The organism is Psychrobacter sp. ANT_H59, from assembly GCF_008369225.1.
Lineage (GTDB): Bacteria > Pseudomonadota > Gammaproteobacteria > Pseudomonadales > Moraxellaceae > Psychrobacter > Psychrobacter cryohalolentis.
In genome coordinates this window covers 336685-363046 of the sequence record NZ_VOBE01000002.1, presented here as the reverse complement: position 1 = coordinate 363046, position 26362 = coordinate 336685, and the positions used below count along the sequence as shown (strand labels likewise).

Here is a 26362-nt window from a genome sequence, read left to right as displayed (position 1 = left end):
TATTAGCAAAAATTATTGTTAAAACGCACCAGTCAGTATATTTACTCTCAATAAAAACAGTGTGAATACCACTTTTACCATTTATTAGTGCAACTATTTAAGCATCATTCCATCGATTGGCAAAAAAAATATAAAAATGAGAACTATTGTTCAGTACGTTGATACACAGCAATATTTGTGCTGATGAGACTTTAGTGTATAAGATTGCAGTCATAATTGCATCACTGATAAAGGCAAATGCTGTAGGTGTTTGTTTAATAAAGCGTCAAGAGTGTGCTCATTAAACGATTTTTGCGATAAATAACACGATAAATAACGAAAAGATAAAAAGGATTTCTATTCATGCAGCTTTTGCTATAATGCAAAACTACATTTCTCAACGATTGATACGTCTATGAGTAGCACTGATACCTTAACGCCATCTCAAACCTCGACAAATGCACAGGTTTTGGATGCAACCACACACGCGAATATTCACGACAAGCTTGCTCGCGCGCTTGGCATTAAGACTGCTCAAGTCAATGCGTTTGTCAAACTGTACGATGAAGGCGCGACCGTTCCGTTTATTGCCCGTTACCGCAAAGAAAAGACGCAGAATCTTGACGATGCGCAATTGCGTGCGCTAGAGAAGTCTCTCAATTATGAACGTGATATGGCAACCCGTCGCCTTAAAATTATTGAATTACTGAGCACACAAGGCAATTTGACTGACGAGCTGCAGACACGTATTGATAATGCAACCTCAAAACTTGAGCTTGAAGACATTTACTTGCCATATCGTCCGCGTCGCCGTTCAGCAGCTGCCAAAGCACGTGCTGCTGGTCTTGATATTGCTGCACAAGCAGTGTTAACACAAGATGTGACGCCAACCGATGCATTAGCAAACTATCAAGTACAATCAAGTATTACTGATGAAAGCGGTAATGAGATTGAAGTTGATTTTAGTGATATCGAGAAGCAACTTGCTGGTGTACAAGCCATTATCGTAGATGAATGGACGCAAGCGTTAGACTTGTTAGATTATTTACGTAGCAGTTTTGCCAAAACAGCCAGTATTGTATCGAGCGTTGCCAGTGAAGAAAAGCGTGAAGTCGGTGAAAAATTCAAAGATTACTTTGAGCATAGCGAAAGCCTTGCACGTTTGCCAAATCATCGCTTATTAGCGATGCTACGTGGTCGTCAAGAAAACGTCTTGGGTCTAAAAATCGAAGGCGAAAATGCGCCTTTTATTGAAAAAATTATTAAGCATTTTGAGATTGATGCTAAAGCGCCAACTGAGCGTCAAGAATTTTTGACAGAAGCGGCGAGCAGCTTATGGAAAGACAAATGGCGTCCGCATATCGAGCATCGTTTATTGACTGAAAAGCGTCTGACTGCAGAAGCGGCTGCGATTGATGTTTTTGCCAATAATTTACAGCATTTATTGATGTCAGCACCTGCTGGTCGCAAAGTTATTTTGGGTGTTGATCCCGGTATCCGTCATGGCGTTAAGATGGCGATTGTTGATGCTCAAGGTCATGTAATGTTAGATGGCGAAGACAAGCCTGTTATCGCAACGGTTTATCCATTTGCGCCTGATAATAAAATGACTGAAGCCAAAGTGGTTATCGATGAGTTATTAAGTACTTATAATGTGGATCTAGTGGCTATCGGTAATGGTACGGCAAGCCGCGAAACAGATGCGATGATTAAAGAGATTTTGGCAGCAAATGATGTGCTAAAAGCCAAAGCAGTCATCGTGAATGAATCTGGCGCGTCAGTCTATTCTGCCAGTGAGCTTGCTACTGATGAGCTTGGTAATTTAGATGTCTCTGTACGTGGGGCAGTATCTATTGCTCGTCGTCTACAAGACCCATTGTCAGAGCTGGTCAAGGTAGATCCAAAAGCCATTGGTGTTGGTCAATATCAACATGATGTCAATCAAGCTCAGTTGGCAGATAGTCTTGATAAAGTCACACAAGACAGCGTTAACGCCGTTGGTGTTGATGTGAATACGGCAAGCCCCGCTATCTTGGCGCACATTGCTGGCTTAAATAAGAATGTTGCGCAGCAAATCGTTACCTATCGCAAAGAGCATGGCGCTTTTGATAGCCGCGAGTCATTGAAAAATGTGCCGCGCTTAGGTGCTAAGACCTTTGAGCAAGCCGCAGGTTTCTTACGCATACATGATGGTAGCAATCCACTTGATGCAACTGGTGTACATCCAGAAAGCTATGCGCTAGTTGATAATTTACTTGCACAAACAGGTAAAGCCTTGCCAGAAGTTATCGGTAACGACGGTGTGTTAAATAGTATCGATACCACAGCGCTAGCTGCTAATGATGAAAATGTTAGCGTAAAAGCGATTTTAGATGAGCTTGCTAAGCCCGCTCGTGACCCACGTCCTGAGTTTAAGACGGCTAACTTCCGTGAGGACGTTAATAGCATTAAAGATTTGAGCGAAGGCATGACATTAGAAGGGGTTGTTACTAACGTGACTGCCTTTGGTTGCTTCATTGATGTTGGCGTGCATCAAGATGGTCTGGTTCATATCTCGCAAATGGCCAATGACTTTGTCGCAGACCCGATGAACCGCGTCAAGCCCGGTGATATTGTCTCGGTCCGTGTCATCTCTATTGACGAAAAACGCGGTCGTATTGGTTTTAGTATGAAACCTGAAGCTGAAAAATCTGCACGTCCAGCAGCGAAACCTGCGACGGCAAATGTTACTAATAATGATGAGGATACCAGTCGTCCGCGCAGCAATCGTCCAGCTGGCGATAAGCGTCCGTCTAAGCCTAAGCGTCAACCTAGTAGCAGCAATAATAGCGACAGTCGCAGTAAGGCGCCTCGTGCGGAAAAAGCAGAAGCGCCTAGCAAAATGGGTACTTTCGGCGCGCTATTGCAAGAAGCAGGTGTGACTAAAGTTAAGAAATAAGACGTCTTATTCTAAATAGAAACAAAAAAGGCAGCCTAATGGCTGCCTTTTTTATTAAATCAAATATATCAATGGTGTTTTTTAATCACTATATTTATTTCAAGAATCGCCTTAGTATAATTACTTAGGTATTTACTTATAGATCATCTTCTTCTGAAACTTCTGCTAAGTCTTCTTCTGCATCTAACACTACATCTTCAGAGATAATTTCAGTTGTTTGTAATTCTGAGTTTTGTAAAGCTTCTGCAGGTGCTTTTATTTCTGTAGTCATCGGTTGTTGACCGTTTGGCGCTTTTATCTCAGTAGTGATTGGCTGTTGACCGATATTGCTATTGACGCGTGCGCGCGAAATCGTTTGAGTTTCTCTAATCGCAAACGGCGTCATTTTGCTTGTTTTAGAAGTATTTGCATCAGTCTCATTGCCTGTGCTTTCAACTTTGGCTTCAACAGCCATCTCAGCAGTGGCGGTCGTCTTTTTAGCGGCTTTAGTATCAGCTGGAGCTGCCATTGCCAATGTCGGAACAGTAAGTGCCGCGCCAATCAGTAATGATAAAGCTAGAGTATGGTTTTTCATCTATTTAATCCTCAATTTATATTTTTATAATGTCAGCTAAAATGGTCGTAGAGATAACTTTGATTAAATGCGGTCTGATACGATACTTATCTATGTAGAATACAGAATCTATATATTTAAAATAACTAATATATAATCTATAGAAAAAATAAAATCATGATAATCAATGGGAGACTATCATGATTGATTCGTATAAAAATTCTGGTCAGTGCATAACGTTATCTATAAACGTAAAAGACGTCGTAAACACTAGGCGTAATAATAGCAATTTAAATACTAATCATTCAGTGGTACATCCATGAAAAATCTAACAGACTCCTACTAATAAGTGATGTCGTGCAATTATTGTAGTGTTATTGTGAGATAAAAACCGCACCTTGTGACCAAAATGCGGTTATTTTAATACTACTGATTGATATTCTAGAAACTGCTTTTTAAGACATAGGTTTAGCTATCAATCACATCAAAGCTCAGACCAGCGTGTTTCTCTAAACGAGCAAGTAGCTTGTCGCCCATTGCTGAAGCAGGTGTCCAAAAACCACCCTTCACTTCTTCTTTGCTGATATCTTGCGCTAGACATAATGCCGCTTGCGACAACATACGTGAAGTGCTGCCATAGCCTGGATCTTTATCACCCGTTACTTTGGTAGTAATACTGTCTTTGTTAGCTGTTTGTCCAAAGAGACGAATATCAAAATAGCCGTTTTCTTGCTCTTCTTTAGAAGGTCCTGAACCTGATTTAGGCAACACGTGCTTGGATAATAACTCGCGGCTTGGCGTAATCATCATGGCAGTGGCAAAGCCGAGCAAGCCTGCACTCAAGGCATAACTCGTAAGCTTACCTTTGATACCATCTTTCATCCACATTGCTTCATCATATTTAAATTCGTGTCCATATTCATAACCAAGCAACTGATTACTGCGATGCACAATGCGCGTATTAATACTTGCCATCACAAAAGGTGCAAGCCAGCGCTTATGTTCGCTATCGTATTCTGGTTTACTGACATTGCTTTGACGTACGTTTGGCGCATCTTTATCATCGTTCAGCAAATAAGGATTTGCCACTTGCTTACGACGAGATTTATCTTGTCCAACTTCCTCAAAGATGGTTGCCATTGAGGCAATCGTACCGCCTGATAGTCCGCCTTTCGCGGCTTTCACGCGCATATGAATCACATCACAAGCACTGTCAAACTTCGCTTCTGCTTGCTTTTGCGTAAAGTAAACGCCTAAATCTGATGGGATAGAATCAAAGCCACACGAGTTGACGATACGGGCGCCGCTTTGTTTTGCCGCCTCTTGATACTTATCCATCACATCTTTGATAAATATTGCCTCACCAGTGAGATCAACATAATCTGTGCCATTATCAACACACGATTTGATAAGCGGTTCGCCGTATTTAAGATAAGGTCCAACGGTTGAGATAATGACTTGCGTTTGCTCGGTCATTGCATCAAGGCTTGCCGCATCATCGCTATTGGCAATGATAATATCTACTTTGCTTACCAGTTTAGATTGCAACTCGTTGAGCTTCTCTTGATCACGACCTGCTATCGCCCAATTAATTTCAGAGCCGCTCTTATCTTTGTTAGCAGACAAAAACTCTGCCAGATAATGGGCAGTGATTTGCCCAACAAAGCTGGTTGCCCCATATAAAACCACCGCATAAGCTCGTTTTTCACTATTAATTTTTTTGTTATCACCTGATGAGTTGGTACTCTTTGCTATATCCGTATTCATCGTTATCTTCCTTGTTAGTGTGCTTTGTCAAATGATTGTTATAAGAAAATGATCGTTAAGTTCAATTGAGCTTAAAAAAGCATCATAAATAACATTTATAAAATCGAGCGTAAGATCTTTGAATAATTTTCTCATATACTTAGTAGTACTTAAGTGCTTATTTACCGTTTCCACACATAAGTACTGAAAATATCTTTAAATGGTAAGATTTGCTACAAAGTTTACATAACCTATCGACATTATTACCAAAATGAACCTTTTAGATTGAAAATCATTGCTACTCTATATTCCTAAGCACTATCTACAGCATTATCTATATTTTTAAACACTAAGAGCTGTAAAAAAATAAAAAGCAAAATATCGGATGACTGAGGTTGGTAATGTAAGAGTTAGTTGGTTAGCAATTACTATAGCAACCTTATTATTTGACTTTTCAATTACTATTTTAGGAGAATTATTATGTTTCGTTGGGCTATTATTTTCGCCGTAATCGCATTGTTAGCAAGTTTCTTAGGATTTGGTGGTGTTGCTGGATTGTCTGCAAACTTCGCCTATATCTTGTTAGCATTAGCAGTCATTCTATTCATCGTGGCATTTGTTAGCCGCCGTATGTAATAGGAAAAGTATACTCGTCCTATAAAGACATTAGCCAGTTAGAAAACTGGCTAGTAAAAAAGACCTTAGATAGTATCTGAGGTCTTTTTTTATAAGTAAAATTATAGCTATCTGCTCAATGATACGTAGTAAGCGCACAGCTTGATAGTTATAAGCGTTTGGGCTGGACGATATGTTCCATGCGTTTTGCTAAACGAACATCATGGCTGGTGATGCCGCCAGTATCGCCAGTAGTCAGGCGAACTTCTACTACGTTATAAGTATTACTCCATTCAGGATGATGCTCTAACGCTTCAGCATGAAAAGCGGCTTGATTCATAAAGCTCATAGCTTCAACAAAATCGCCAAAGTGGTAGGTTTTTACGATCGCATTACCTTCGCGCTGCCAGCCTGGTAATTCTTCTAGCTGCAAATCGACCTGTTGATTAGATAAACTACTCATGGTGATATCCTTTATTATTATGGTGGATAGAAAAATCATTATTAACGATAAAATAGTGTGGCAACTACTGTAATTTTTATTTGCCTTCACGAATGTAATAAACGCTTATAAAAATTTATAGGACAAAAAACCCACCTGTCACTGACATTTTATTATATATTTGGCTAAAAAAATATAATAGAAGTATCAAGAAGATAGGAGGGCAATGACGTTATTAATGAGAGGATATAGCGCTAGTATAACGGTTAATAGAGCAAACTATCGTAGCTATTTATCGTCAAACATACTTATTCAATAGTTTGAACTATAGTAGATCTTTGTAGTCAGGATTTTTATCAATATATGAGGCAACAAACGAGCACTGCGGTACTACTTTCTTATTGTTTTCACGAGCATAGTCCAATGCATGTTTTACCAATGCCGAGCCAACCCCTCGACCACCTAACTCCTGTGGGACGATAGTATGATCATATACCAGCTTATCCTCACGCTCTTTGTAACTGATATAACCTGTCTGCCCATCTATCGAAGTCTCAAAGCGTCTCGCTGCCTCATTATGGACGATATTTATATCTGATTTTGTACCGACGTTACTCATAAAAACTCCCTATATTTCAAATATTATAATTATTTCTACTCTTGTTATTGTGCAGATTTCTAGTTTACATCTCTAGGCTGTTAGCGTAAGAGTAGATAGGGCAAATGTTAATATTTTTAACAGGCTTCTCTTCTAAAAGCTCTTTTCAAGCTTAAAGACTATGCCAGTCTCGTTAATAAAAAATCAGGCATAAAACATAGCTTGGCGCACAACCTGAGGGAGAAACCTTCTAAAACCACGTAACGTCTCAGTAGCGTTGTTAGAGGCATGGTTATTACTGCTTTTGTTGGTAATGCTTCTATCATTATTTGATATCGATTGTGTGTAAGCGCGCCATTCATCGCTACTTGGTTTACTAAAATGGCGAATGCGTCCAATTACTTGCTTAAATTGATGACTAAAGTGCCCAGTATTATAGGCTAAATCGTATTTAGCGCAGATGGCTTGTACGGTTGGTGCAATCTGCGCATAGTGCCTAGCCGGCATATCGGGAAAGATATGGTGCTCAATCTGATGCGATAAATTACCAGTCAGAATATGAAACCATTTATTACCCTGAATATTACTAGAACCGAGAATTTGGCGTACGTACCAATCACCTTTGCTCTCATTGGCATCAAGCTGGGTATAAATATGCGCCTGCTCAGTAAAGTGACCACAAAATATCACCGCCCATGTCCATAGATTACGAGCAATATTGGCAGTGAGATTACCGCTTAAGGTTGTCATTGCACTACTACGACCTAATGTCAGACCTGCCACCGCAGGAAAAGCCATATAATCTTTACCCGCTTGCCGGGTGATTTTACTGAATAGGGCACGAGCTTTTGGCTGCATTATTTCTGCCAGCTGCGGCCTATCTGCGTATTCGTCAACACTGATTTGGATATCATGGAAAGCGACTGCCCATTCAAAGCCTAATGCCAATATCATCGTCTTAAATAAGTTATAACGATCGCTTGGCGTCCAAGGCTGCTCATCAGTCACGCGAATCAAGTGATAGCCGACGTCATGGTCGCGACCGACGATATTGGTAAAAGTATGATGCAAGTAGTTATGCGAATGCTGCCATAGAGGCGCAGGGCAAACGATATCCCAATCGAACTTTTGGCTGTTAAGGTGAGGATGCTGCATCCAATCATACTGACCATGCATGACGTTATGACCAAGCTCCATATTGTTTAAAATTTTACTAAAACTCAGCAAGGATGTGCCCAGTAGCCAAACGCTAAGTTTGCTACGTTTTGATGATAATTGCCCAGAAAATGCCAGTAATGCCCGTGAAATGACCTCACTATATACCACCGTTCCATAAACACGCTGAATATAGCGCGCATCATCGCTGCCTAGTGAGTCCATCACGCTTTGATACAGAGTATTCAATTCATTAGCGAGCGCTTCGGTTTGCACTTTTGGTAACGGCGTACCCGTTAACGTTGGATATCGCGTGGTTTTGAATGGTGCATCGACTAACGAAGTTATAGTAGAGACGGCAGATTTAGCTTTAAATATAGGGGGTAATAAGCGCATAGATAGTCCTTATCCGAAGGTGCATCAATAAATCGTAAGCACAACGTTCGGTTTAATCATCGGTGTCAGTTTTAATAAACATTACAAATAAATGTTTATGCAAGGCTGTCTTATCCTTGATAATATTTTTTAAATATCCAATATGACATCAGTCATTGGTACATTAATGCAGGTTTGAATAGACTCATAGCCATCATTACTTATCTTACCGGTTTGAATGTTTTTGACCCTACCGCTGATCTTATTACAGCGACACAGCTGACAGATACCTTGTCTGCAGCCGTGGCTCATTCGAATACCAGCGCTCTCAGCACCTAATAGTAATGTCGTACTACTGTTATATTGTCGTTGCCGTCCACGTAAATAAATGGTTTTTACGTCGCTAGTAATCACTTCTTCGTCTGCTTTATCTATAGTAGAAAACATATAATCTAAGCTTTCTATGGCACTAAAGCTTTCTATCGTAATATTGTCACGCAGCTGCTTGTTATCTGGCAAATCAATCTCACCGCAAGCGCGGTACAAACCCGCTAATAACGCCGGCGAACCACAGGCAAATATCTGTGTATCCATCAGTGGTAATTTTAATGCTGTTAAAGTTTCTACATTTAAGTGTCGTGAGCCGGCAAGATAAGTACTGGGGTCTTCCGTATTAATAAGATGATAAATGAATATTGGATATTTAGCAGCTAACTGCTGCCATTGATCCTGCAATGGTGATTTATAGAAAGTTGTACGATTGTAATGTAGCAGCGTTACTGGATGTCCATTTTGCAGCGCCTGCGTAATCAAACCTAGCATTGGCGTAATACCGCTGCCGCTAGCGATAAACAATAGTGGCAGTGGTGTAGAGGTAAGGGATAAAGGTTCGCTTATTTGATTTGCTTGCTGTGCTAACACTGTATGAGCTAGAGTAAATTCGCCACTGGGTAAACTGCTATTAAATATAGTACCCAGTGCTGCACGTTTACTTAGATAATCTGATACTAGACCTTGTGGCTTAACAGCAATAGTTATCGTAGAGACAATAGTTTGCGGTTGTGACTTCTCATCAAAGCTATTTTTATTTCCGTTAGAATTTTTATCTCTGTCCTCATGCCACCATAATGGCTGCTGCGCTAGACCAACCAATGAATAGTGGCGTTGATGATAAATACCATCAATCAGTATGCTTAAATTAATATGTTGTCCGCCATGCCAGCCATCGTGTGAGCTATTACCTGAACTAAAAGCTTGCTGCTTAAAGGCGCGGTTAGGCTCAAATTGTAGCGCTATCAAGTCATCACTGAGTGTACGGCGTGCTATAAGACGCAATTTAGGCACAGTTAATGACCAAAAGGGGTGCAGCCGCGTACTGATGAAATCAATAAACACGCGTTGGATCAGTTCAGGGCGATAGCCAGTCGTCATGGAGTACCTTTTCTATCAAGCCGTTTTTACAAAGCTATTTTATTAAGATTAGCTAACATAATATCGTCTATTGATTAATTTTGCGAAATGTTTAATGCTGTTTTTTGTGGTTTTTATAAAACTGCCATGAATCAGAAAGATACATCAGTAAGCTGAATGATAATTTTAATAGAAGCTTTTATATAAAATGCGCTCAGCTTTGTGTCAAAAGGTATGAAACAAGCGGTAAAACAGCCAGTTAGCTTGCAGGGGCTTCATCACAATGCGATAATGACAGTCAATGAATACCCCTGATTTTGAGGTGCAGCTTACTTAGTAGTATTGCTAAGTCTGTTTGTTTGCCTCTTTTATGCAGTCTATCGGAGTGTTAATGGCTCAATATATTTACACGATGAACAACGTGTCAAAACTTGTTCCACCTAAGCGTGAAATCTTAAAGAACATCAATCTATCTTTTTTCCCTGGCGCCAAAATTGGTGTTTTGGGTATCAATGGCTCAGGTAAATCAACCTTGCTACGCATCATGGCGGGCGTGGATACTGAATTTAGTGGTGAAGCTCGTGCGCAAACGGGTACCAAAATTGGTTATTTGCCGCAGGAACCGCAGCTCGATGACAGCAAAGATGTCCGTGGTAACGTCGAAGACGGTATGCGTGAGGCGTTAGATGCGCTTGCGCGTCTTGATGCCATTTATGCGGAATATGCTGAACCCGATGCTGACTTTGACAAGCTTGCTGAAGAGCAAGGTAAGATGGAAGACATCATCCAAGCATGGGATGCGCATAACTTAAATACCCAGCTTGAAAAAGCGGCTGATGCACTTCGTCTGCCACCTTGGGATGCGGATGTCAGTAAACTATCAGGTGGTGAAAAACGCCGTGTGGCGCTATGCCGTTTGCTATTATCACGCCCTGATATGTTATTACTTGACGAACCAACCAACCATTTGGACGCTGAGTCCGTGGCATGGTTAGAGCAGTTCCTGCAGAACTATAGCGGTACTATCGTTGCCATTACCCATGACCGTTATTTCTTGGATAATGTCGCTCAGTGGATTTTGGAGCTTGACCGCGGTCATGGCTATCCGTATGAAGGCAACTATACTGAGTGGCTAGAGCAAAAGAACACTCGTCTAGAGCAGCAGAATAAGCAAGAAGAATCGTTTGCTAAAGCGTTGAAAAAAGAGCTGGATTGGATTCGTAAAAACCAAAAAGGTCAACAAGCTAAGTCTAAATCTCGTGTGCAGCGTTTTGAAGAATTGAACTCACAAGAGTTCCAGAAGCGTAATGAGACCTCTGAGATTTATATTCCACCGGGTCCTCGTTTGGGTAATAAAGTCATCGAAGTCAACGATATCTCCAAGTCATTTGGTGACCGTTTACTTTATGAAAACCTTAGCTTTAACGTCCCAGCTGGTGCCATTGTTGGTATTATTGGTCCAAATGGTGCGGGTAAAACCACGCTATTTAACATGATTACCGAACGCGATACACCGGATACAGGCTCAGTCGATTTGGGTGAAAGTGTCAAAGTTGCTTATGTTGGTCAGGTACGCGACAATTTAGATGACAGCAAAACAGTTTGGGAAGAAATCTCTGACGGGCTTGATATTATTACCGTTGGCGACTATACGACGCCAAGCCGCGCTTATATTGGTCGCTTTAACTTCAAAGGTTCAGATCAGCAAAAGCACGTCGGTCAATTATCTGGTGGTGAGCGTAACCGCTTGCAGTTAGCTAAGACCTTGAAGCAAGGCGCAAACGTATTGCTCCTTGATGAACCATCAAACGATTTGGACATTGAAACATTACGTGCGCTAGAAGATGCGATTCAGGTCTTCCCAGGTACTGTGATGGTTGTATCGCATGATCGATGGTTCCTTGACCGTATTGCGACTCATATATTGGCATTCGAAGATGAAGGTCCAGTTTGGTTCGATGGTAACTATTCTGAGTTTGAAACGTATCGTAAGAAAACGATGGGTGATGATGCCAATCCTAAGCGTATGAAGTATAAAAAGATTTCAACTTAAGATAGCTGCTTAGAAATTTCAAATGTAAAGTAATAAATAAAGACCTCTAATTATTAGAGGTCTTTTTTATGCATCATCATTTTTTTGTGTTATTAAGTGATTTAAAAGTTAACGCTTACGCCCAAACTTACGCTGCTTTTTATTACTAATCTCAGTAATAGCATGGGCAATCTCTTCTTCATTGAGACTGGCAACTTGATGCAAGATTTGCATCATTTCGGGTCTCAGCACATATTTTGCATGATGAGCAATATCATTGATACGTTGATCAAAGGTTAAGATACCGGTTTCTGCATCTTTTTGCAGATAATCCAAACGAGTCAATGCACCGAGGAAACTGGTGAATAATGCGCGATCAAAGAAGTCAGGAATATCATCAGCATATAACACTGATAAACGTTGACCAAGCAGATGACATAAATCAACTACTTCGTTTTCGGTTAAGTTGCCTGAGCCTTGTTGAGCGAGTAGAGCTAAGGTCATAAAGTAGCGTTCAAGACTTTGCTCAACAGGTGTAGCAAGCACTTGTAGCTGTTGGTAGCATCTGCTATTGGCTTCAGGGACGCTGAGCATACCATCGCCCAATTCTACAATTAGACCGTGAGCAATTAAACTGTCAACTTTTTTGTTCAGGGTATCCGCCAAACCATGTGCGGGGTAGTATAAAAACAGCTCGCTTTGCAGAAATGGATAGAGCTGCATGGCGATATTGTCTAGACGACTACGTTCGATACGACCATTACGGGCAACTAAAGCCGCTAAGAAAGACAGGAGAATAAAGACATGCAAGATATTATTACGGAAATAACTCAGCAGTGCTGCTTGCTTACCTGCAATCTGGATAATATCGCCCAAGATATGAGGGATACGTTCAATAAGCTTAAGCTTAATACCGTAATCAATAATTTGCTGCGGTGACATGTCGGTAACGACCGTATCACTTGAATACGGCAGCTGTTGAGCCAAGCCTTGATAAAGGGCAATTTGCTCGCGGCAAATATCTTCATCGAGCGCCGATTTTGGTGCAGATAGTAACACCAGTGATAGCAAGGATACCGGAGTAACCACTGCTGCTTTATTGATATGCTGCATGACTTTGACACCGATATTATCAACCATGGCGCTGGCTTTATCATCGAGCGGCGTATCGGTGCGATCAGCAGGTAAGCTGTTTTCTGGTACATCAAATTTGGCCATAAAATCGGTTAGATGTAGCGGTGTACCAAAACTTAAGTGCACATTGCCAAAAATACGTTCAATCTTGCGACCGACTTTGAGGAGTCCAAGTAATGATTCAGACTCTTTTGGCTTACCTTTTAGCTCACCGATATAGGTGCCACCTTCCATGATGCGCTCATAACCGATATAAGTCGGAATAAAGACCACTGGCTTGTTACTCTGACGCAATTGGCTGTGCACTGTCATTGCTAGCATACCCATTTTCGGTGGTAGCAAACGTCCTGAGCGTGAGCGCCCGCCTTCGATAAAGTATTCAATCGGCGTATTACGAGTAATAAGCGTGTGCATATACTCGCGTAAAACTGCGGTATAAAGTGCATTTCCACGGAAGCTACGACGTATATAAAAAGCCACTGCACCGCGTAATATTGGACCTAAAACTGGCACATCTAAGTTATCACCCGCCGCGACATAAGGAATACTCAAGCCGCGTTTATAAATGACATAAGACAGTAATAAATAATCAACATGGCTACGATGACAAGGTACATATACCAGCTCATAATCTGCTGCCAGTTCACGTACGCGCTCGAAGTGATGTACTTCTACACCATCATACAGTTGCGTCCATAACCACGTTAAAAATTTATAAAAACCGCGGATGATGGCATGTGAGTAATCATTAACCATCTCATTAGCGTAGCTCTTTGCGAGTAGTCGCGCTTCTCGAGGGCTAGTACCGGTCTCTGCCGCTTCTGCCTCTATTGCATGTTTGATGGCAGGCGAGTAAACCAGCTTATCTACTAAGTTACGTCTGTCTGACAAGTCAGGACCGAGCATACTGGCGCGTTGTTTGTCCAAATAAATATTAAGCTGCTGCTGCAATGAGCGTACAAGCTCACGATTGCCATCAGCCGCAGCTACCACAGTATAATTTGTCGCTACACTGATTGTATTTTCAGTGGCGCTATCTGTAGCATCACTGGCATTCGTATCAAGAGTAGCAGATTCAAAGATAGCGGAATTTAAGTCAGTAGGCTCATCATCATCGTCTTTAAGGCTATCATTAATAAGGGTACGCAAATCTTGCGGAGGATGGAACTGTATAAAAGTATCGCGTCCCATCACGCCGATATTAAATAACTGTTTGGTAATGCTAGGATCTTGCCAGTTATCAGCCGTTAGCAGTTTAAATAAAGAATCCTCTTTTTCAGGCGCGCGTCCCCAGAGGATAGATACTGGTACCAAGCGTACTTTTAATTCTGGATACTGCAAAACAGCAGAGACCAGACGTGATAGGCGCGGTGATAGTTGGTTTTCTTTAGCATGGGGGTGATGTAAAAATATAATGGCAGCATTTTCTTTGATATTATGAGCACTGTCATTTACCCCAACCAATGCTGGCGGTAATTTATGTTCTTGCGTTTGTAGGTCAATCAAAATACTGTTGGAGCGCGAATAATCTTGCAGCACATAAAATCTTAACGTCTGATCATCCTGATCAAACTCAGGTAACTCACCTAAAAGCTTTGGTTTTACCGCCACATCTAGCATCTGTCCCGAGATTTTACGGTACAATTGATTAATGGGTGCATTAGTATAAGGCGTGGGTACAACAGGGCTGCCATTAATTTTTGGCGTGTCTGACGGTTCAGTGGCTGGCGTATTGCCGCTGACCACTGGTGCTTTAAAAATCCGTTTTTTTAAGAACTTCGGTATCATAATCGGTATCAAAATTAGTCAAATATATTGCCCTTATAATGCCATAAAAGCCATCAAAGCGATATATAGTGTCTGTAGATACTACCAATATTAATAAGCTCTGGTTACTGTGCAGTAAGATACGCGCTGCATAAGCTATTCAATGATTTGAAAAGTAAAGTATTTAGGGTAAAAATAGTTTTGAACAAGATATACTATCTTGTATTTCTGCTTACTCATTAACGTCACTTAATTCAGTGAGAATATTATGACGCCAGCTATCAATCTCGCCAAACAACGTGGTCTTGATTATCGATTACACGAGTATACTCATGACAGTAACGCTGCCTCTTTTGGGTTAGAAGCGGCCGAAAAGCTGAGTGTTGACGTGACACAAGTTTTTAAAACCTTGGTCGTATTGACCGATACAGATGTGCTCGCCGTTGCTATCTTGCCAGTGGATAAAACCTTAAACTTTAAAAAAATGGCTAAGGCGCTATCTGTTAATAAAATGCTGGCCTGCAAAAAAGTCCAAATGGCAGATCCCAAACAAGTCGAGCGTAGTACCGGCTACGTACTAGGCGGTGTCAGTCCATTGGGACAAAAAAAACGCTTGCCAACTGTTATAGATGAGTCAGCGCAAGCGCATTCGACTATCTACATCAGTGGTGGTCGCCGTGGTCTAGAGATTGAACTGCCGCCAGCACAATTAGCGACGACACTTACGGCTCGCTTTGCCTCTATTACCGATGATTGAAAACAGCTGATTGTCAGATACATTAGCTTTGCGAAGCTATTCACTTTTCGTTTTTTACCCGTATTGTATAAGGATATAATCATGCCGCATTTAACCATTCAAGTGACAGCCAATGTCAGTATTGCTCACGAAGAATCATTCCTTAAAGCGTTGAATAAAATCTTGTGGGACAGTGGACACTTTGGTAAAGCAACAGATATCAAAGCGCGCATCATTCCTGTTGAAACGTTTTTAGTGGGCGTTGAAGATGATGAGCAAGTCAATGGCTTTATTTATGCACATCTAAAAATCATGAGCGGTCGTGATATAAGTATCCGTAATCAGCTTGCTGAGCAATTGGTGACTACTATAGAGCAAACGCTGGGTGCTGAGCAATCAGGACGCGCATCGTTACAAGTCTGCGTAGAGGTTGAAGAGATTAGTGCGGTGTATCATAAGAAAATGTTAAATGCGTAACTGAATTTATTAGTTACTTGCTAATACAGTATAAAAAAAGCGCCTAGTTATTTAACTAAGCGCTTTTTTATTTATAACAGTCTTAGACTAGCTTTTAATCAATCCTAGTCTAAGAAAGCAAAGTTATCAATGTCCATTGCTGTCATGCTGCTGCTTGGTGCAACCATGCCTTCGGCGTGACCTGAAGTACGTGGTAACAGCTTATCAAAATAGAATTCTGCCGTTTGGATTTTGGCTTTGTAGAACTCTGGTGATTCTGTACCGCCATTTTCAAGCTTGTCATACGCAACCGCTGCCATACGTGCCCAGTGGTAGCCCATCATCACATAGCCTGAGTACATTAAGAAATCATCAGATGCTGCTGAGATGATTTCACGGTCTTTACGTGCCATCAGCATCAAGCGTACTGTCAGAGTGTTCCACTCAGCACACAGCTTAGTCAATGCCCAAACAAACTTGCGCATGTCTTTGTCTAAGGCATACTCGCCACACCATTTCATGATGCTTGAGGTGTAATCGCGAATGATTTTACCTTTAGACTGCAAGATCACTTTACGACCTAATAGATCTAATGCTTGGATACCAGTCGTACCTTCGTACATAGTCGCGATACGGGCATCACGAGCGATCAGCTCCATACCCCATTCTTTGATATAGCCATGACCGCCATAGACTTGCTGACCGTGTTTGGCTGCTTCAATACCTAGCTCAGTCAAGAAGCCTTTTAGGATAGGCGTATAGAAGCCAAGCTTATCATCCCATTTTTCAAACTCTTCATCATCGCCATTGATGATGCCTTGTGCCATTTTATCTGCATAGCGTGCTGAATGATAAATCATCGAGCGACCGCCTTCAGCAAAAGCTTTTTGGGTAAGTAACATACGGCGTACGTCAGCATGATGAATAATCGCATCAGCTACTTTTTCAGGATCTTTCGTACCCGATAAAGTACGCATTGAACGACGATCTTTGGCATACGGTAGGGCGTTTTGGAATGACAATTCGGTGTGCGCCAGACCTTGGATACCAGTACCAATACGGGCAGTGTTCATAAAGGTAAACATGGCTTTTAGACCTTTGTTCGGCTCACCAATTAAGTAACCAACGGCATCATCAAAGTTTAGGACACAAGTCGCTGATGAGCTGATGCCCATTTTGTGTTCAATAGAACCACAAGAGACGCCATTACGTTCGCCAATTTCGCCTTCAGTATTTGGCAAAAATTTCGGTACGATAAACAATGAAATACCGCGGGTGCCTTCTGGCGCATCCGGTAAGCGTGCTAAAACGATATGAATGATGTTTTCAGTTAAGTCATGCTCACCACTTGAGATGAAAATCTTAGTACCGCTAAGTTTATAGCTGCCATCGTCTTGTGGAATAGCTTTTGACTTTACTTGACCCAAGTCTGTACCACATTGTGGCTCAGTTAGACACATAGTGCCTGCCCAAGAGCCTTCGACCAATTTATGTAGATACGTCTCTTTTTGCTCATCCGTACCATACTGCATAATGGTATTGATACAGCCGGTTGATAAACCAGGATACATTGCCCAAGGCCAGTTAGCCGTACCGATCATTTCAGCTTTGATAAGGTTCAATGAGGTCGGTAAGTTCATACCGCCATATTCTTCAGGGTAAGAAATACCTTGCCAGCCACCATCAACAAACTGCTGATATGCTTCTTTAAAACCTTTAGGTGTAGTCACCACACCATTCTCAAAATGACAACCTTCTTCATCCGCTGGCTGATATAAAGGTGCCAAAACGTTTTCGGCAAAATCTGCCATCCCTTGAAGAATCATATCAACGGTTTCAGGATCTGCATTTTCGCCATTATCCAAATCTTTATAATGCGTTTGGTAATCAAATACATCATTAATTAAAAACTTGATATCACGTAAAGGTGCTTTGTAAGTTAACATAGTCGTTCTCTTTAGTTGTTCGCTATCATAGACGGTTGACTTAGTTTTTAAGCCAGAGTTTATGGAAACGATTTTAATTATTTGGAATAAAAACAGAGAATATCTTGAGTCAATGGGTGGATATGTTAAGGCTAGCTTGTCTATTTTGGAAACTGTTAAGTTATCCTTGATAAAAAAACAGTCGTTACGCATTGATGCAGTATAAATCTTATATAGCGACAAATATATAACTAATAACTAATATTCATAGTTTATTAGTATAATTACAACATTAAGTTATTATTGTGTCAATGAGCTTTTTAACCTCATGTTTTGCTAAGCCATTATCTATTATAAGAATAACCGTATGATCAAGGCGAACGGTAAGCCCATTATTCTAATGCATTTACAATATAAGGAAGACCTTGTATGAGCGCACCAAAGTCCAAGACAAAGCGGGTGTCTTGGCTGACAATATTATTGACTCGCCTGAAGTTTTTGATAGATGGTGAGCTTGCTCATTTGCTGACAGTCAATCAAAGCAAGAGACCATGGCATATGCCCATTATCGCTGCCATTACCATCAGTTTCCCCGTATTTGTGGGCGCTTACTTTGAGGCTTTGCCATCAGGTATCAAGGCGTCTTTGGGGGCAATGGTCATCTTGAATTTGCCTTTAATAGGCAAGCTGCCTTATCGTTTAGTGACTTTAATGGCATGGGGCTTTGCCATGTCGTTATGCTTTGCATTCGGCTTGGCAGCACAGCAAGTACCTATTCTTAGGCTGCCAGTGTTTATGCTGATAGCCTTTGGTGTGGTTATGTTTGGACGTTATTATCGCCAGCCACCGCCAGCTGGCTTGTTCGTAATGATGGCTGGGGCGCTAGCATTATTTATACCTTTGCCATTAGAGAAAATCATGTCAGCCACTGGGCTTGTGATGCTGGGCAGTGGCTTTGCCTTAATCATGGGGTTGCTGTATTCACTATTTTTATTAGCGACGCGTCCTGCTACGCCGACACCAACTTATAGCTATGAGCCTGATACTATTAGTGAAAGCATTATTGTCGCGGGTTTTGTCAGTTTAGCGCTCTTGATTCCCTTGATGCTAAATATGTCTAATCCGTACTGGGCAGCGGTTAGCTGTTTTCTGATCATTCAGGGTATCCACTTACGGACGATGTGGATTAAGCAACTACATCGTTTACTAGGGACATTGGTGGGCGCGGGTCTGGCGAGTTGGATGCTATCTTGGGGGCTGTCGATATGGGGTATCGCTATTTCAATATTGGTTATGATGCTTTGTATTGAATCCTTGGTAGATCGTCATTATGGACTAGCCGTTGTATTTATCACACCGCTGACGATATTCATTGCAGAATATGGCAGTGGGTTGCCGCTTACGCCAGCGGTCTATCAAGAGGTCACGCACACACGCTTGTTGGATACACTGCTTGGCTGTATGGTGGGTCTTGGCGGCGGGGTTGTCATGCATTCAACGAATTTGCGTGTACCGCTGCGCCGTATAGAAAAATGGCTACTGATACGATTTGGCTAGTATAAAAACGTAGATCTTTTTTGTCATTTAGATAGGTGGTAGCTATACTCGTGCACCGTTTATTATGTTGATACGTTTTCTAATGCGGTAGTCGCTTGCGCAACATCAATAGCGCGTCCTGTCCAACGCTCAAAACTTAACGCCGCTTGCCCGATCAGCATGCCGTAACCATCCGATGTCTGAGCACCACGGATAGAAAAATGTTGTAAAAATGGCAGCTCACGTCCATACATCATATCGTAAGCATATTGGCAGTTTAGCTTATCGGTTAATGGCAAGGTTTCACCTGATAGTCCGATGGATGTGGCATTGATAATGATATCAAAGTCGCCACTTAAATCAGCCGTCGCATAGGTCTGAATAGTATGTTGATTTATCTTTTCGCTTGCGGTGCTAAGTTCATCGACTAATATTTCTGCCTTACTCACTGAACGATTTGCAATGGTCAGCGTTTCAATACCAGCCTCTATCAGCGGCAATACCACGCCGCGCGCTGCACCGCCTGAGCCAATGATTGCCACGCGTGCACCATTCAATGGCCAGCCTAAACGCTGCATATGATTGACCAATCCTTGACCATCAGTATTGTCACCAAATAATGCCTCTACTGGTGATACACCTTTTGCCAATAGTGCTTTATCTAACAATAAAGTATTGACCGCGCCAGCCACTTTGGCATGTTCAGATAAGCCGCCTCGTGCTGCACAGCATTCATATGCGACTTGTTTAAAAGGCACAGTTACATTAGCGCCCACGCCGCCACCGTGAAAAAACGCTTCTACCACTGCCGTAAAACTTGCCGCATCATCTGGACAATATTGTCGTTGATAACAGATATCAAGTCCTGATTGCGTACCAAATAATGTATGGATTTCAGGAGACTTGCTGTGGGCAATCGGATTACCAATAACAATAAAATGCTGGGTCATAAAGGCTCCACTGGCGGTACAGGGCATAAGTAAGGGTGATAGAGTAAGGGTATCAAAGCTCACTTATCATAAGGGATAACGCGCCGTTTGACAAACCTGAAGCTATTGATATAACTAGCTGAGTCGGGGTAAATTTTTATGACGTTAGCATCTTAACAAATCTGTACTCTCTGCGAGTGTTATCCGTAAGGTAAAGGGTGGTCAAGCGCTAAGCAGTTGGGTAAACTAGAGAGCATGAAAAAGTAACCATATTATTTTTCCCTGTGCTTTTTTAATGTGATTTATAGAATATTTAAACAGAAAAAGCGTATGTATAGAATTCAGTGATAGCAAGATTTCAATAACAGACACTATTCATTATCAGCGGCATACCTAGCTGCTTGTTAATACCATTTTCAGAACTATCTTAAAGTGTGAGTAAGTTGCCCATGTGGAATAACACCCTACAGACCCTTATGGTCAGTACGATAATGGCAGTTGGCGTATCGTTAAGCGCCTGTGATAACAATAAAAGCAGCAAAGTATCAACAGAGGAGGTAAGTGCGGATAAGCAGACCGTCTCCGATACACCAAAACCAAAAGACCCTGCGCCAAATGCTGATTTAGATGGTGCAACGGCGCAAGAAGGCACCCCAGTCAAATATGATGTCGCGTCATGGGGTCCTAAGAAAGTCGAGCCGCTTCGTGTCGATCAACTAGACGATATCAAATCAACACTTGGTAAAGTGGTCAGCACCGATGAAAATAGCTTGGATTATGCCAGTAATCCTGCGTCCAAATACCGTTTTATGAATACCGAAGCACCTTATTTAGATCTTATCGATTCTGAAAAATATCTCGAGCTTGGCTGGTACTTTGCCAATCCTACCGACTCGGATAAAGAAAAATCACTCAGTCAAGGACATGCCAAAAAATCCTATCAACTTGCTCTTCAATTAATGGGTGATGAGGGCGGTAAGCTGGTGGCTGATATGCTAAGCGGTCAAATTATCAAAAACAAAGTCATCGGTGGACAAAAAGTAGAGCTGGCAAAATGTGAGTTCTATAGCTGTATGATGATTGTCAATAAATCCGCTAGCCAAAACACTCAGTAAGCCATGCAGCCATCAAATAGCTGGGTTTGTTTATCTGCATCAGACAAGCCGACCAAAGCCGATACCGCCTCACTAGACAATCGCGGATTGGCATACGCTGATGGGTTTTTTACCACCATGGGTGTTATCAATGGGCAGATACTGTGGGCGGATTATCATCATCAGCGCCTCATCTCTCACGCCAAAGCCTTGCAGCTTGCTTTAGATAGTCATGCGATACTAACGATACTAAAAACGTATGCTACGCAGCTACAACAAGGCATGCTTAAGCTTGTCATTACGCGCGCTGTGCAAGACATCCGTGGTTATGGCTATGTGCCAAGTGAGTGTGGTAGCAAGTGTGAGGTTTGGTTAAAATCCTCTGTGATGACAGTGAGCACTGCTGAGCAATGGTCATTGAATGATGAACGCTTTATTCCTGTACAACCTGTGAGTACGGCTGTTTGTTTATCTTCGCAACTCGCTTGTCTGCCGCCGTCTCTTGCTGGACTAAAAAGTCTTAATCGTCTTGATAATGTGCTGGCGAGTGCGGAATTGCAGGGTATCAAGGCGAATGTATTCACATCTAATGGCGAGAGAGATATCAGTGAGGGTTTGCTGCGTGATATAAGTGGACGCTGGGTTGAGGGTACGATGAGCAATGTGTTTTATCAATTATCCGATTGCCGATTGGTAGAGTCGCCGTCATCAGAGCTGATCAATTCCTCTAATACCAATAAAGGCAATGCTAATAAAGGCAATGCTAATAAAGGCAATGCTAATAAAGGTAATGCTAATAAAACTCATGCTAATAAAACTCATGCTAATAAAACTCATGCGAATGACTTAATGCAAGGGCAATGGTACACGCCATCAATGGCACAGTCGGGTGTCGCTGGGGTGATGCGGCAAGTAATCATTGATGAGTTATCTACGACGAAATATCCAGTTGTTGTGCGGTCATTACAAGATAAGGATTTGCCACATTTAAGCCAGCTGTTCTTTTGCAATGCTTTACGCGGCATCATGCCAATGAGCAGTCTGATGTTATTGTCGGGTGAGATGGTGGGTTTTTAATCTGTTTCATCCTAATCAAAAATATTAAATTTGGTGTCAATAAAGTCGTCAGGATACAAAACAACTTCTTCATTGCGATACATATCTTGCGCTTTTAACAGTGCTTCTTGCTCGTTCTCTGCATTAACTTCCACGATATTACTCAATGTTTCAACAACCTCTATCTGAAAAACTCTCTTTAATTTCTTATCTATTTTCATCATTACTATTCCCGATATACGCTTATCAAAATTTCTTTAGTATTTATATCCGCTATAGTCAAAATACTCTAAAAACGCTACGGTGCTGCGAGTATAAATTTTTTGCAGCCTCTGTCTGCGTAGGCACAGCAAGCAAGAAAAATTGATACCCGCAGTACATAATGTGTCGATATTACTTTTCACTGACTATAGGTTAGCAAAGGTGCTTAAAAAGAAGTGATCGTCTTTTGTTACGTAGACTTGTGCGATAAGGAAAATCGATCAATGATAGTGTTTTGATAAGGAGAGAAATCAATGGACTACGTCTACGAAGATGAACGTATACCTTTACAAATCCGTCGACTGTTAATTTTTGATGAGATTTGCAAATTAGCAAAAAAACAACCTGATGAAATTATTCACTTATCAAGATTCACGGAATTATCGCTCGGTGTTATGTATTTGAAAGACTTTAAAAAGTTTATTGCGTTTGGCGGTGTGTTTGAGTACGCAGAAACAAGAGAGGAAGTTATCGAGCAACGTATTAGAGTTTTTCCTAACGACGAACCAGTCACGCGTGCACTAACAGTCAATTTGAAACAGTTTACTCAGCCCGCGCGCACAGCTATCCAGCTGGTTTGGTATTGGAATAACTATGTTAAAAATAGAATGCACGCTTACGTCGATTATCGTGAAGAAGTGTTTTTTCGGATTAATGATGAAATTGACTCAGACTACCCACCGCATAAGTTTCATGACCGTCTCGTTGCAACGGCACGTTTACCTTTATGGGACGATAGAGAGGAATTAATTGCAGATGTATACCGTGATAATAAAGGGCAACCGAGACCTGAACGCTTTAATGAGAAACGCTTAATATAATTTAAAATACGTAGAAATTGATCGTACCTTATTAAATATTATTGAACAGGAGATAACAAATGCGCACTGCCTATGAAGAAAAACGTATCCCACTACAAATCCGCCGATTAATGCTATTTAGTGAAATATGTCGTAAAGCAAAAAAATATCCTGATGAAGTCGTTCACTTAGCTGGTTATTCAAAGATAGCATTCAATATTGTTTACTCTAAGAAAGATAAAAAATATACAGCATTTGGTGGGGTATTTAAGTATGCACATATACGCCAAGAAGTCATAGAGCAAGGCGTAGACAAGCTACCTCATGATGAACCTGTGATGTGTGCGCTTACCGTAAAAAGACAAGCTTTTACCAAGGCTTCTCGTACGCCATTAGGACTATTAATAGGCTGGAATAAACAGGTAAAAAACAAATCCTCTAAATGTATTAAAGACAATATGGACACTTTTTTTAAAGTAAATGATGAGTTGGAAATGGATTATCCTCCGCACAAATTCTATGAACGATTGGTAGCAAGCGCTTATTTGCCACTTTGGGATGATAATCAAACTTAGTATACTTTTCGATAATGACCACGCTGAACAAACTCAATAATGCCTCTATCGCGTAGTACTTGTAATTGCTGACGGATTTTATCTTTAATGTGGTTGTTTTCAGGATATTTGAGTTTTAATAAGTCAGCAAATGCATAAACCTGATTGAGAGAGAAATTAGCCTCTAGCTTATCAATACATTGCAGTACATCTAGTGTCCAGCCGCGTGAGGCGATAGATTGTGTACGTAAAAATAAGGTTTTTTGAAATTGCTCAGTGACATTATCTCGTGGTATGACCTGCTGATCTTTGACTAAAAATACTTTTCCTGATTAGGGCACTTTACGCAAGTCAATATTACAGCCAATCCAGCCCGCACGTTTGGCCGTAACGGATAACGGTTTGCGCTTTATAATCATATCGGGCTTGAAGAATTGTTTGGGAATGATTAAGAATTTATTAACCTTATATTCTTGAGAGTAGGTCAAAAAGAAAAAGCTGGGATTATCCTTGCTATTGATACGTTCAATCATGGTGGCATAAGCGCCATCATTAATAATGTTACTTAATTTTGCCTTCTTACTTTTTAATTCGTATTGCTCATCACAGTTTGCACAATAAAAGTCAGCGACAGGTTTGCCGTTCGTAAATGCAGCCAATGGTTCGGCATTACAATTAGGACAATAACTTTGCTTAGCGACCCAATCTTCGCTAAGCACACGAATTTTTTGAGGTTCAGATTTATAGTTTTTGGCAAGACTTTGATTAAAATTTAGGTTCATAACCCGTTTTCTTATTAAAGGAAAGATTTAAAGGGATACATAAGCGATATGAGTATTAAGCCATATAAATGAGCTTAAACGCTAAGTTAATGGATAAGCTAAGCAAATCCCATTGAAAAATAAGCGGTTCAGTGCTAAATTCTAGCAAACTTCTGCCTCGCGAGTGACCATGAGCACGCCAACCCCTGAAACGCCTCCTGAATGTCCTAATGATACGCTATCGAATGACCAAAAAGGCACTGTTGATGAACGTGTCGACGGGGCACCTTTGAATTCAAAACCAGTCGATGAGACAGGTTCAGAGGAAGTTCCGCCTACAGATGTCTCGCTCATAAGCGGTAATAATAAACCACGCCATTATAAAGCCGACAATCCTTCATTCTTTATGCAGCGTGGTTATCAAGTGTTGTTGGTACTTGGGTTAATTGCGGCATTTTTCTTAGTCATGGTTTATCAGACCTTATTTGGTCGGATTGAACAGCCGCAGCAAATGGTGACGATTGAAAAGGGTCAGACCTATTACGGGTTGCTACCGCAGTGGCAACAGGAAATTCCGCTATTTTCTGCCACGATTGCCAAGCTTTATATGAAAACGCAAGTCGATGGTCCATTGCACGCAGGTATTTACCAATTACCGGAAAACCCTACCATTGCTGAAGCGCTACACGTGCTTGGGCAAGGGGTAAAAGCGGCGATGGTCAAAGTGCAAATTATCGAGGGCAAAACCTCAAAAGATTTGTATCAGGCGCTACGTGATAACAAAGGCATCAAAAAAGAAGTGCTAACCGCTGACAGTACGAATGCTAGCATCGCAGAAGCGTTAGATTTGGTTGGTATATTGCCGGATGCAGTTGCCAATAGTAATGATCCTATCGTCAATCACAATCTTGAGGGCTGGTTTGCCCCTGATACTTATTATTATGGGGAAGGCACTACCGACAAGAAGGTATTGACCGACTTGTACAAACGCCAACAGCAAGCGCTGACCAAGGCATGGGAAAACCGTGCGCCAAATCTCCCTTATCAGACTCCTTATGAGGCACTGGTAATGGCATCTATTATCGAAAAAGAAACCAGTGTGGCAGCAGAGCGTCCTTTGGTCTCAGCCGTCTTTAATAATCGCTTGAACAAAAATATGCGTATGCAGACGGATCCTACCATTATCTATGGTATGGGCAGCCGCTATGAAGGCAACATTCGCCGTAAAGACATCGATGAAAAAACAGGCTATAACACCTATCAAATCGATGGTTTGCCGCCGACACCCATTGCACTGCCGTCAGCGGCTTCTATCGAAGCAACCTTACATCCTGCCGATAGCGCAGCGCTATATTTTGTGGCGACAGGCAATGGCGGGCATAAATTTACCAATAGCCTAGCTGAGCACAATCAAGCAGTTAAAGAGTATCTCGGTGTCATGCGTGAGAAGAAAGCTCAAACATCGCCGCAGTAACACTATTTTATGTTGTTATTTATATTGCTTTAAAAA

The 26362-nt window shown here is 41.4% G+C and carries 24 protein-coding genes; 12 read left to right on the top strand and 12 right to left on the bottom strand.

Going from position 1 to position 26362, the window contains the following annotated elements; all coding sequences use genetic code 11:
• Window positions 1-394 precede the first annotated feature (394 nt).
• Complete coding sequence (locus tag FQ083_RS04605) at window positions 395-2917, top strand: Tex family protein (protein WP_149409010.1); 2523 nt, start codon at window positions 395-397, stop codon at window positions 2915-2917.
• Between the two features lie 136 nt (window positions 2918-3053).
• Here the strand turns inward: FQ083_RS04605 and FQ083_RS04600 are convergent, their stop codons facing one another.
• Both FQ083_RS04600 and FQ083_RS04595 read right to left on the bottom strand, forming a co-directional pair.
• Complete coding sequence (locus FQ083_RS04600; protein ID WP_149409009.1) at window positions 3054-3491, bottom strand: hypothetical protein; 438 nt, start codon at window positions 3489-3491, stop codon at window positions 3054-3056.
• A gap of 447 nt (window positions 3492-3938) precedes the next feature.
• On the bottom strand, window positions 3939-5237 hold the full coding sequence (locus FQ083_RS04595) for a saccharopine dehydrogenase family protein (protein WP_149409008.1): 1299 nt from the start codon (window positions 5235-5237) through the stop codon (window positions 3939-3941).
• A gap of 459 nt (window positions 5238-5696) precedes the next feature.
• Between FQ083_RS04595 and FQ083_RS04590 the strand changes: the two genes are divergently transcribed.
• Window positions 5697-5852 (top strand): DUF1328 domain-containing protein, encoded by a 156-nt coding sequence (locus FQ083_RS04590; protein ID WP_011512513.1) that lies wholly within the window; start codon window positions 5697-5699, stop codon window positions 5850-5852.
• 148 nt (window positions 5853-6000) lie between these two features.
• Here FQ083_RS04590 and FQ083_RS04585 read toward each other — a convergent pair whose 3' ends face one another.
• The 4 genes from FQ083_RS04585 to FQ083_RS04570 all read right to left on the bottom strand — a co-directional run bounded on the left by FQ083_RS04585 (window position 6001) and on the right by FQ083_RS04570 (window position 9832).
• Complete coding sequence (locus FQ083_RS04585; RefSeq protein WP_133103928.1) at window positions 6001-6294, bottom strand: 4a-hydroxytetrahydrobiopterin dehydratase; 294 nt, start codon at window positions 6292-6294, stop codon at window positions 6001-6003.
• 304 nt (window positions 6295-6598) lie between these two features.
• Window positions 6599-6892: a GNAT family N-acetyltransferase gene (locus FQ083_RS04580; protein WP_149409007.1), complete on the bottom strand. Its 294-nt coding sequence runs from the start codon at window positions 6890-6892 to the stop codon at window positions 6599-6601.
• 183 nt (window positions 6893-7075) lie between these two features.
• A complete protein-coding gene (locus FQ083_RS04575) occupies window positions 7076-8422 on the bottom strand; it encodes a fatty acid desaturase family protein (protein ID WP_149409006.1) in 1347 nt (448 codons plus the stop codon).
• A gap of 129 nt (window positions 8423-8551) precedes the next feature.
• The gene (locus tag FQ083_RS04570) at window positions 8552-9832 is read right to left on the bottom strand and encodes a flavin reductase family protein (protein ID WP_149409005.1); all 1281 of its coding nucleotides are present in this window, start codon (window positions 9830-9832) and stop codon (window positions 8552-8554) included.
• A 370-nt stretch (window positions 9833-10202) separates the two neighbouring features.
• Here FQ083_RS04570 and ettA point away from each other — a divergent pair, with 370 nt between their 5' ends.
• Window positions 10203-11864: an energy-dependent translational throttle protein EttA gene (gene ettA / locus FQ083_RS04565; RefSeq protein ID WP_011512518.1), complete on the top strand. Its 1662-nt coding sequence runs from the start codon at window positions 10203-10205 to the stop codon at window positions 11862-11864.
• A gap of 108 nt (window positions 11865-11972) precedes the next feature.
• Here the strand turns inward: ettA and plsB are convergent, their stop codons facing one another.
• On the bottom strand, window positions 11973-14765 hold the full coding sequence (gene plsB, locus FQ083_RS04560) for a glycerol-3-phosphate 1-O-acyltransferase PlsB (protein WP_149409004.1): 2793 nt from the start codon (window positions 14763-14765) through the stop codon (window positions 11973-11975).
• Window positions 14766-15012: 247 nt separating this feature from the next.
• Here plsB and ybaK point away from each other — a divergent pair, with 247 nt between their 5' ends.
• Both ybaK and FQ083_RS04550 read left to right on the top strand, forming a co-directional pair.
• Window positions 15013-15501, top strand: coding sequence for a Cys-tRNA(Pro) deacylase (gene ybaK / locus FQ083_RS04555; protein ID WP_149409003.1), 489 nt, complete (start codon window positions 15013-15015; stop codon window positions 15499-15501).
• Window positions 15502-15582: 81 nt separating this feature from the next.
• On the top strand, window positions 15583-15957 hold the full coding sequence (locus FQ083_RS04550) for a 5-carboxymethyl-2-hydroxymuconate Delta-isomerase (protein WP_149409002.1): 375 nt from the start codon (window positions 15583-15585) through the stop codon (window positions 15955-15957).
• Between the two features lie 104 nt (window positions 15958-16061).
• Here FQ083_RS04550 and FQ083_RS04545 read toward each other — a convergent pair whose 3' ends face one another.
• Window positions 16062-17882, bottom strand: a complete 1821-nt coding sequence (locus FQ083_RS04545) for an acyl-CoA dehydrogenase C-terminal domain-containing protein (protein ID WP_149409001.1) — start codon at window positions 17880-17882, stop codon at window positions 16062-16064.
• Window positions 17883-17943: 61 nt separating this feature from the next.
• Between FQ083_RS04545 and FQ083_RS12635 the strand changes: the two genes are divergently transcribed.
• Window positions 17944-18087, top strand: a complete 144-nt coding sequence (locus tag FQ083_RS12635) for a hypothetical protein (protein WP_188004065.1) — start codon at window positions 17944-17946, stop codon at window positions 18085-18087.
• A gap of 203 nt (window positions 18088-18290) precedes the next feature.
• A complete protein-coding gene (locus FQ083_RS04540; protein ID WP_149409000.1) occupies window positions 18291-19418 on the top strand; it encodes an FUSC family protein in 1128 nt (375 codons plus the stop codon).
• A gap of 62 nt (window positions 19419-19480) precedes the next feature.
• Here the strand turns inward: FQ083_RS04540 and aroE are convergent, their stop codons facing one another.
• Window positions 19481-20347: a shikimate dehydrogenase gene (gene aroE / locus FQ083_RS04535; RefSeq protein WP_149408999.1), complete on the bottom strand. Its 867-nt coding sequence runs from the start codon at window positions 20345-20347 to the stop codon at window positions 19481-19483.
• Between the two features lie 428 nt (window positions 20348-20775).
• Here aroE and FQ083_RS04530 point away from each other — a divergent pair, with 428 nt between their 5' ends.
• On the top strand, window positions 20776-21441 hold the full coding sequence (locus tag FQ083_RS04530; protein ID WP_149408998.1) for a hypothetical protein: 666 nt from the start codon (window positions 20776-20778) through the stop codon (window positions 21439-21441).
• A 3-nt stretch (window positions 21442-21444) separates the two neighbouring features.
• Window positions 21445-22497 carry an aminotransferase class IV gene (locus FQ083_RS04525; RefSeq protein WP_149408997.1) on the top strand — a complete coding sequence of 351 codons (1053 nt, stop codon included), beginning with the start codon at window positions 21445-21447 and terminating at the stop codon, window positions 22495-22497.
• A gap of 11 nt (window positions 22498-22508) precedes the next feature.
• Here the strand turns inward: FQ083_RS04525 and FQ083_RS04520 are convergent, their stop codons facing one another.
• A complete protein-coding gene (locus FQ083_RS04520) occupies window positions 22509-22700 on the bottom strand; it encodes a DpnD/PcfM family protein (protein WP_262880843.1) in 192 nt (63 codons plus the stop codon).
• Between the two features lie 291 nt (window positions 22701-22991).
• On the opposite strand from FQ083_RS04520, the gene FQ083_RS04515 reads away from it, so the two are divergent.
• Together FQ083_RS04515 and FQ083_RS04510 are read left to right on the top strand one after the other, a co-directional pair.
• Window positions 22992-23558, top strand: a complete 567-nt coding sequence (locus FQ083_RS04515) for a hypothetical protein (protein WP_149408996.1) — start codon at window positions 22992-22994, stop codon at window positions 23556-23558.
• Between the two features lie 59 nt (window positions 23559-23617).
• Complete coding sequence (locus FQ083_RS04510) at window positions 23618-24112, top strand: hypothetical protein (protein WP_149408995.1); 495 nt, start codon at window positions 23618-23620, stop codon at window positions 24110-24112.
• On the opposite strand, the gene FQ083_RS12805 is transcribed toward FQ083_RS04510, so the two are convergent.
• The gene (locus FQ083_RS12805; protein WP_262880862.1) at window positions 24109-24288 is read right to left on the bottom strand and encodes a hypothetical protein; all 180 of its coding nucleotides are present in this window, start codon (window positions 24286-24288) and stop codon (window positions 24109-24111) included. The genes FQ083_RS04510 and FQ083_RS12805 overlap by 4 nt on opposite strands.
• A 135-nt stretch (window positions 24289-24423) precedes the next feature.
• On the bottom strand, window positions 24424-24873 hold the full coding sequence (locus FQ083_RS12800) for a DpnI domain-containing protein (protein ID WP_262880842.1): 450 nt from the start codon (window positions 24871-24873) through the stop codon (window positions 24424-24426).
• A 169-nt stretch (window positions 24874-25042) separates the two neighbouring features.
• Between FQ083_RS12800 and mltG the strand changes: the two genes are divergently transcribed.
• On the top strand, window positions 25043-26326 hold the full coding sequence (gene mltG, locus FQ083_RS04500; protein ID WP_149408994.1) for an endolytic transglycosylase MltG: 1284 nt from the start codon (window positions 25043-25045) through the stop codon (window positions 26324-26326).
• The last annotated feature ends 36 nt before the right edge of the window (window positions 26327-26362 follow it).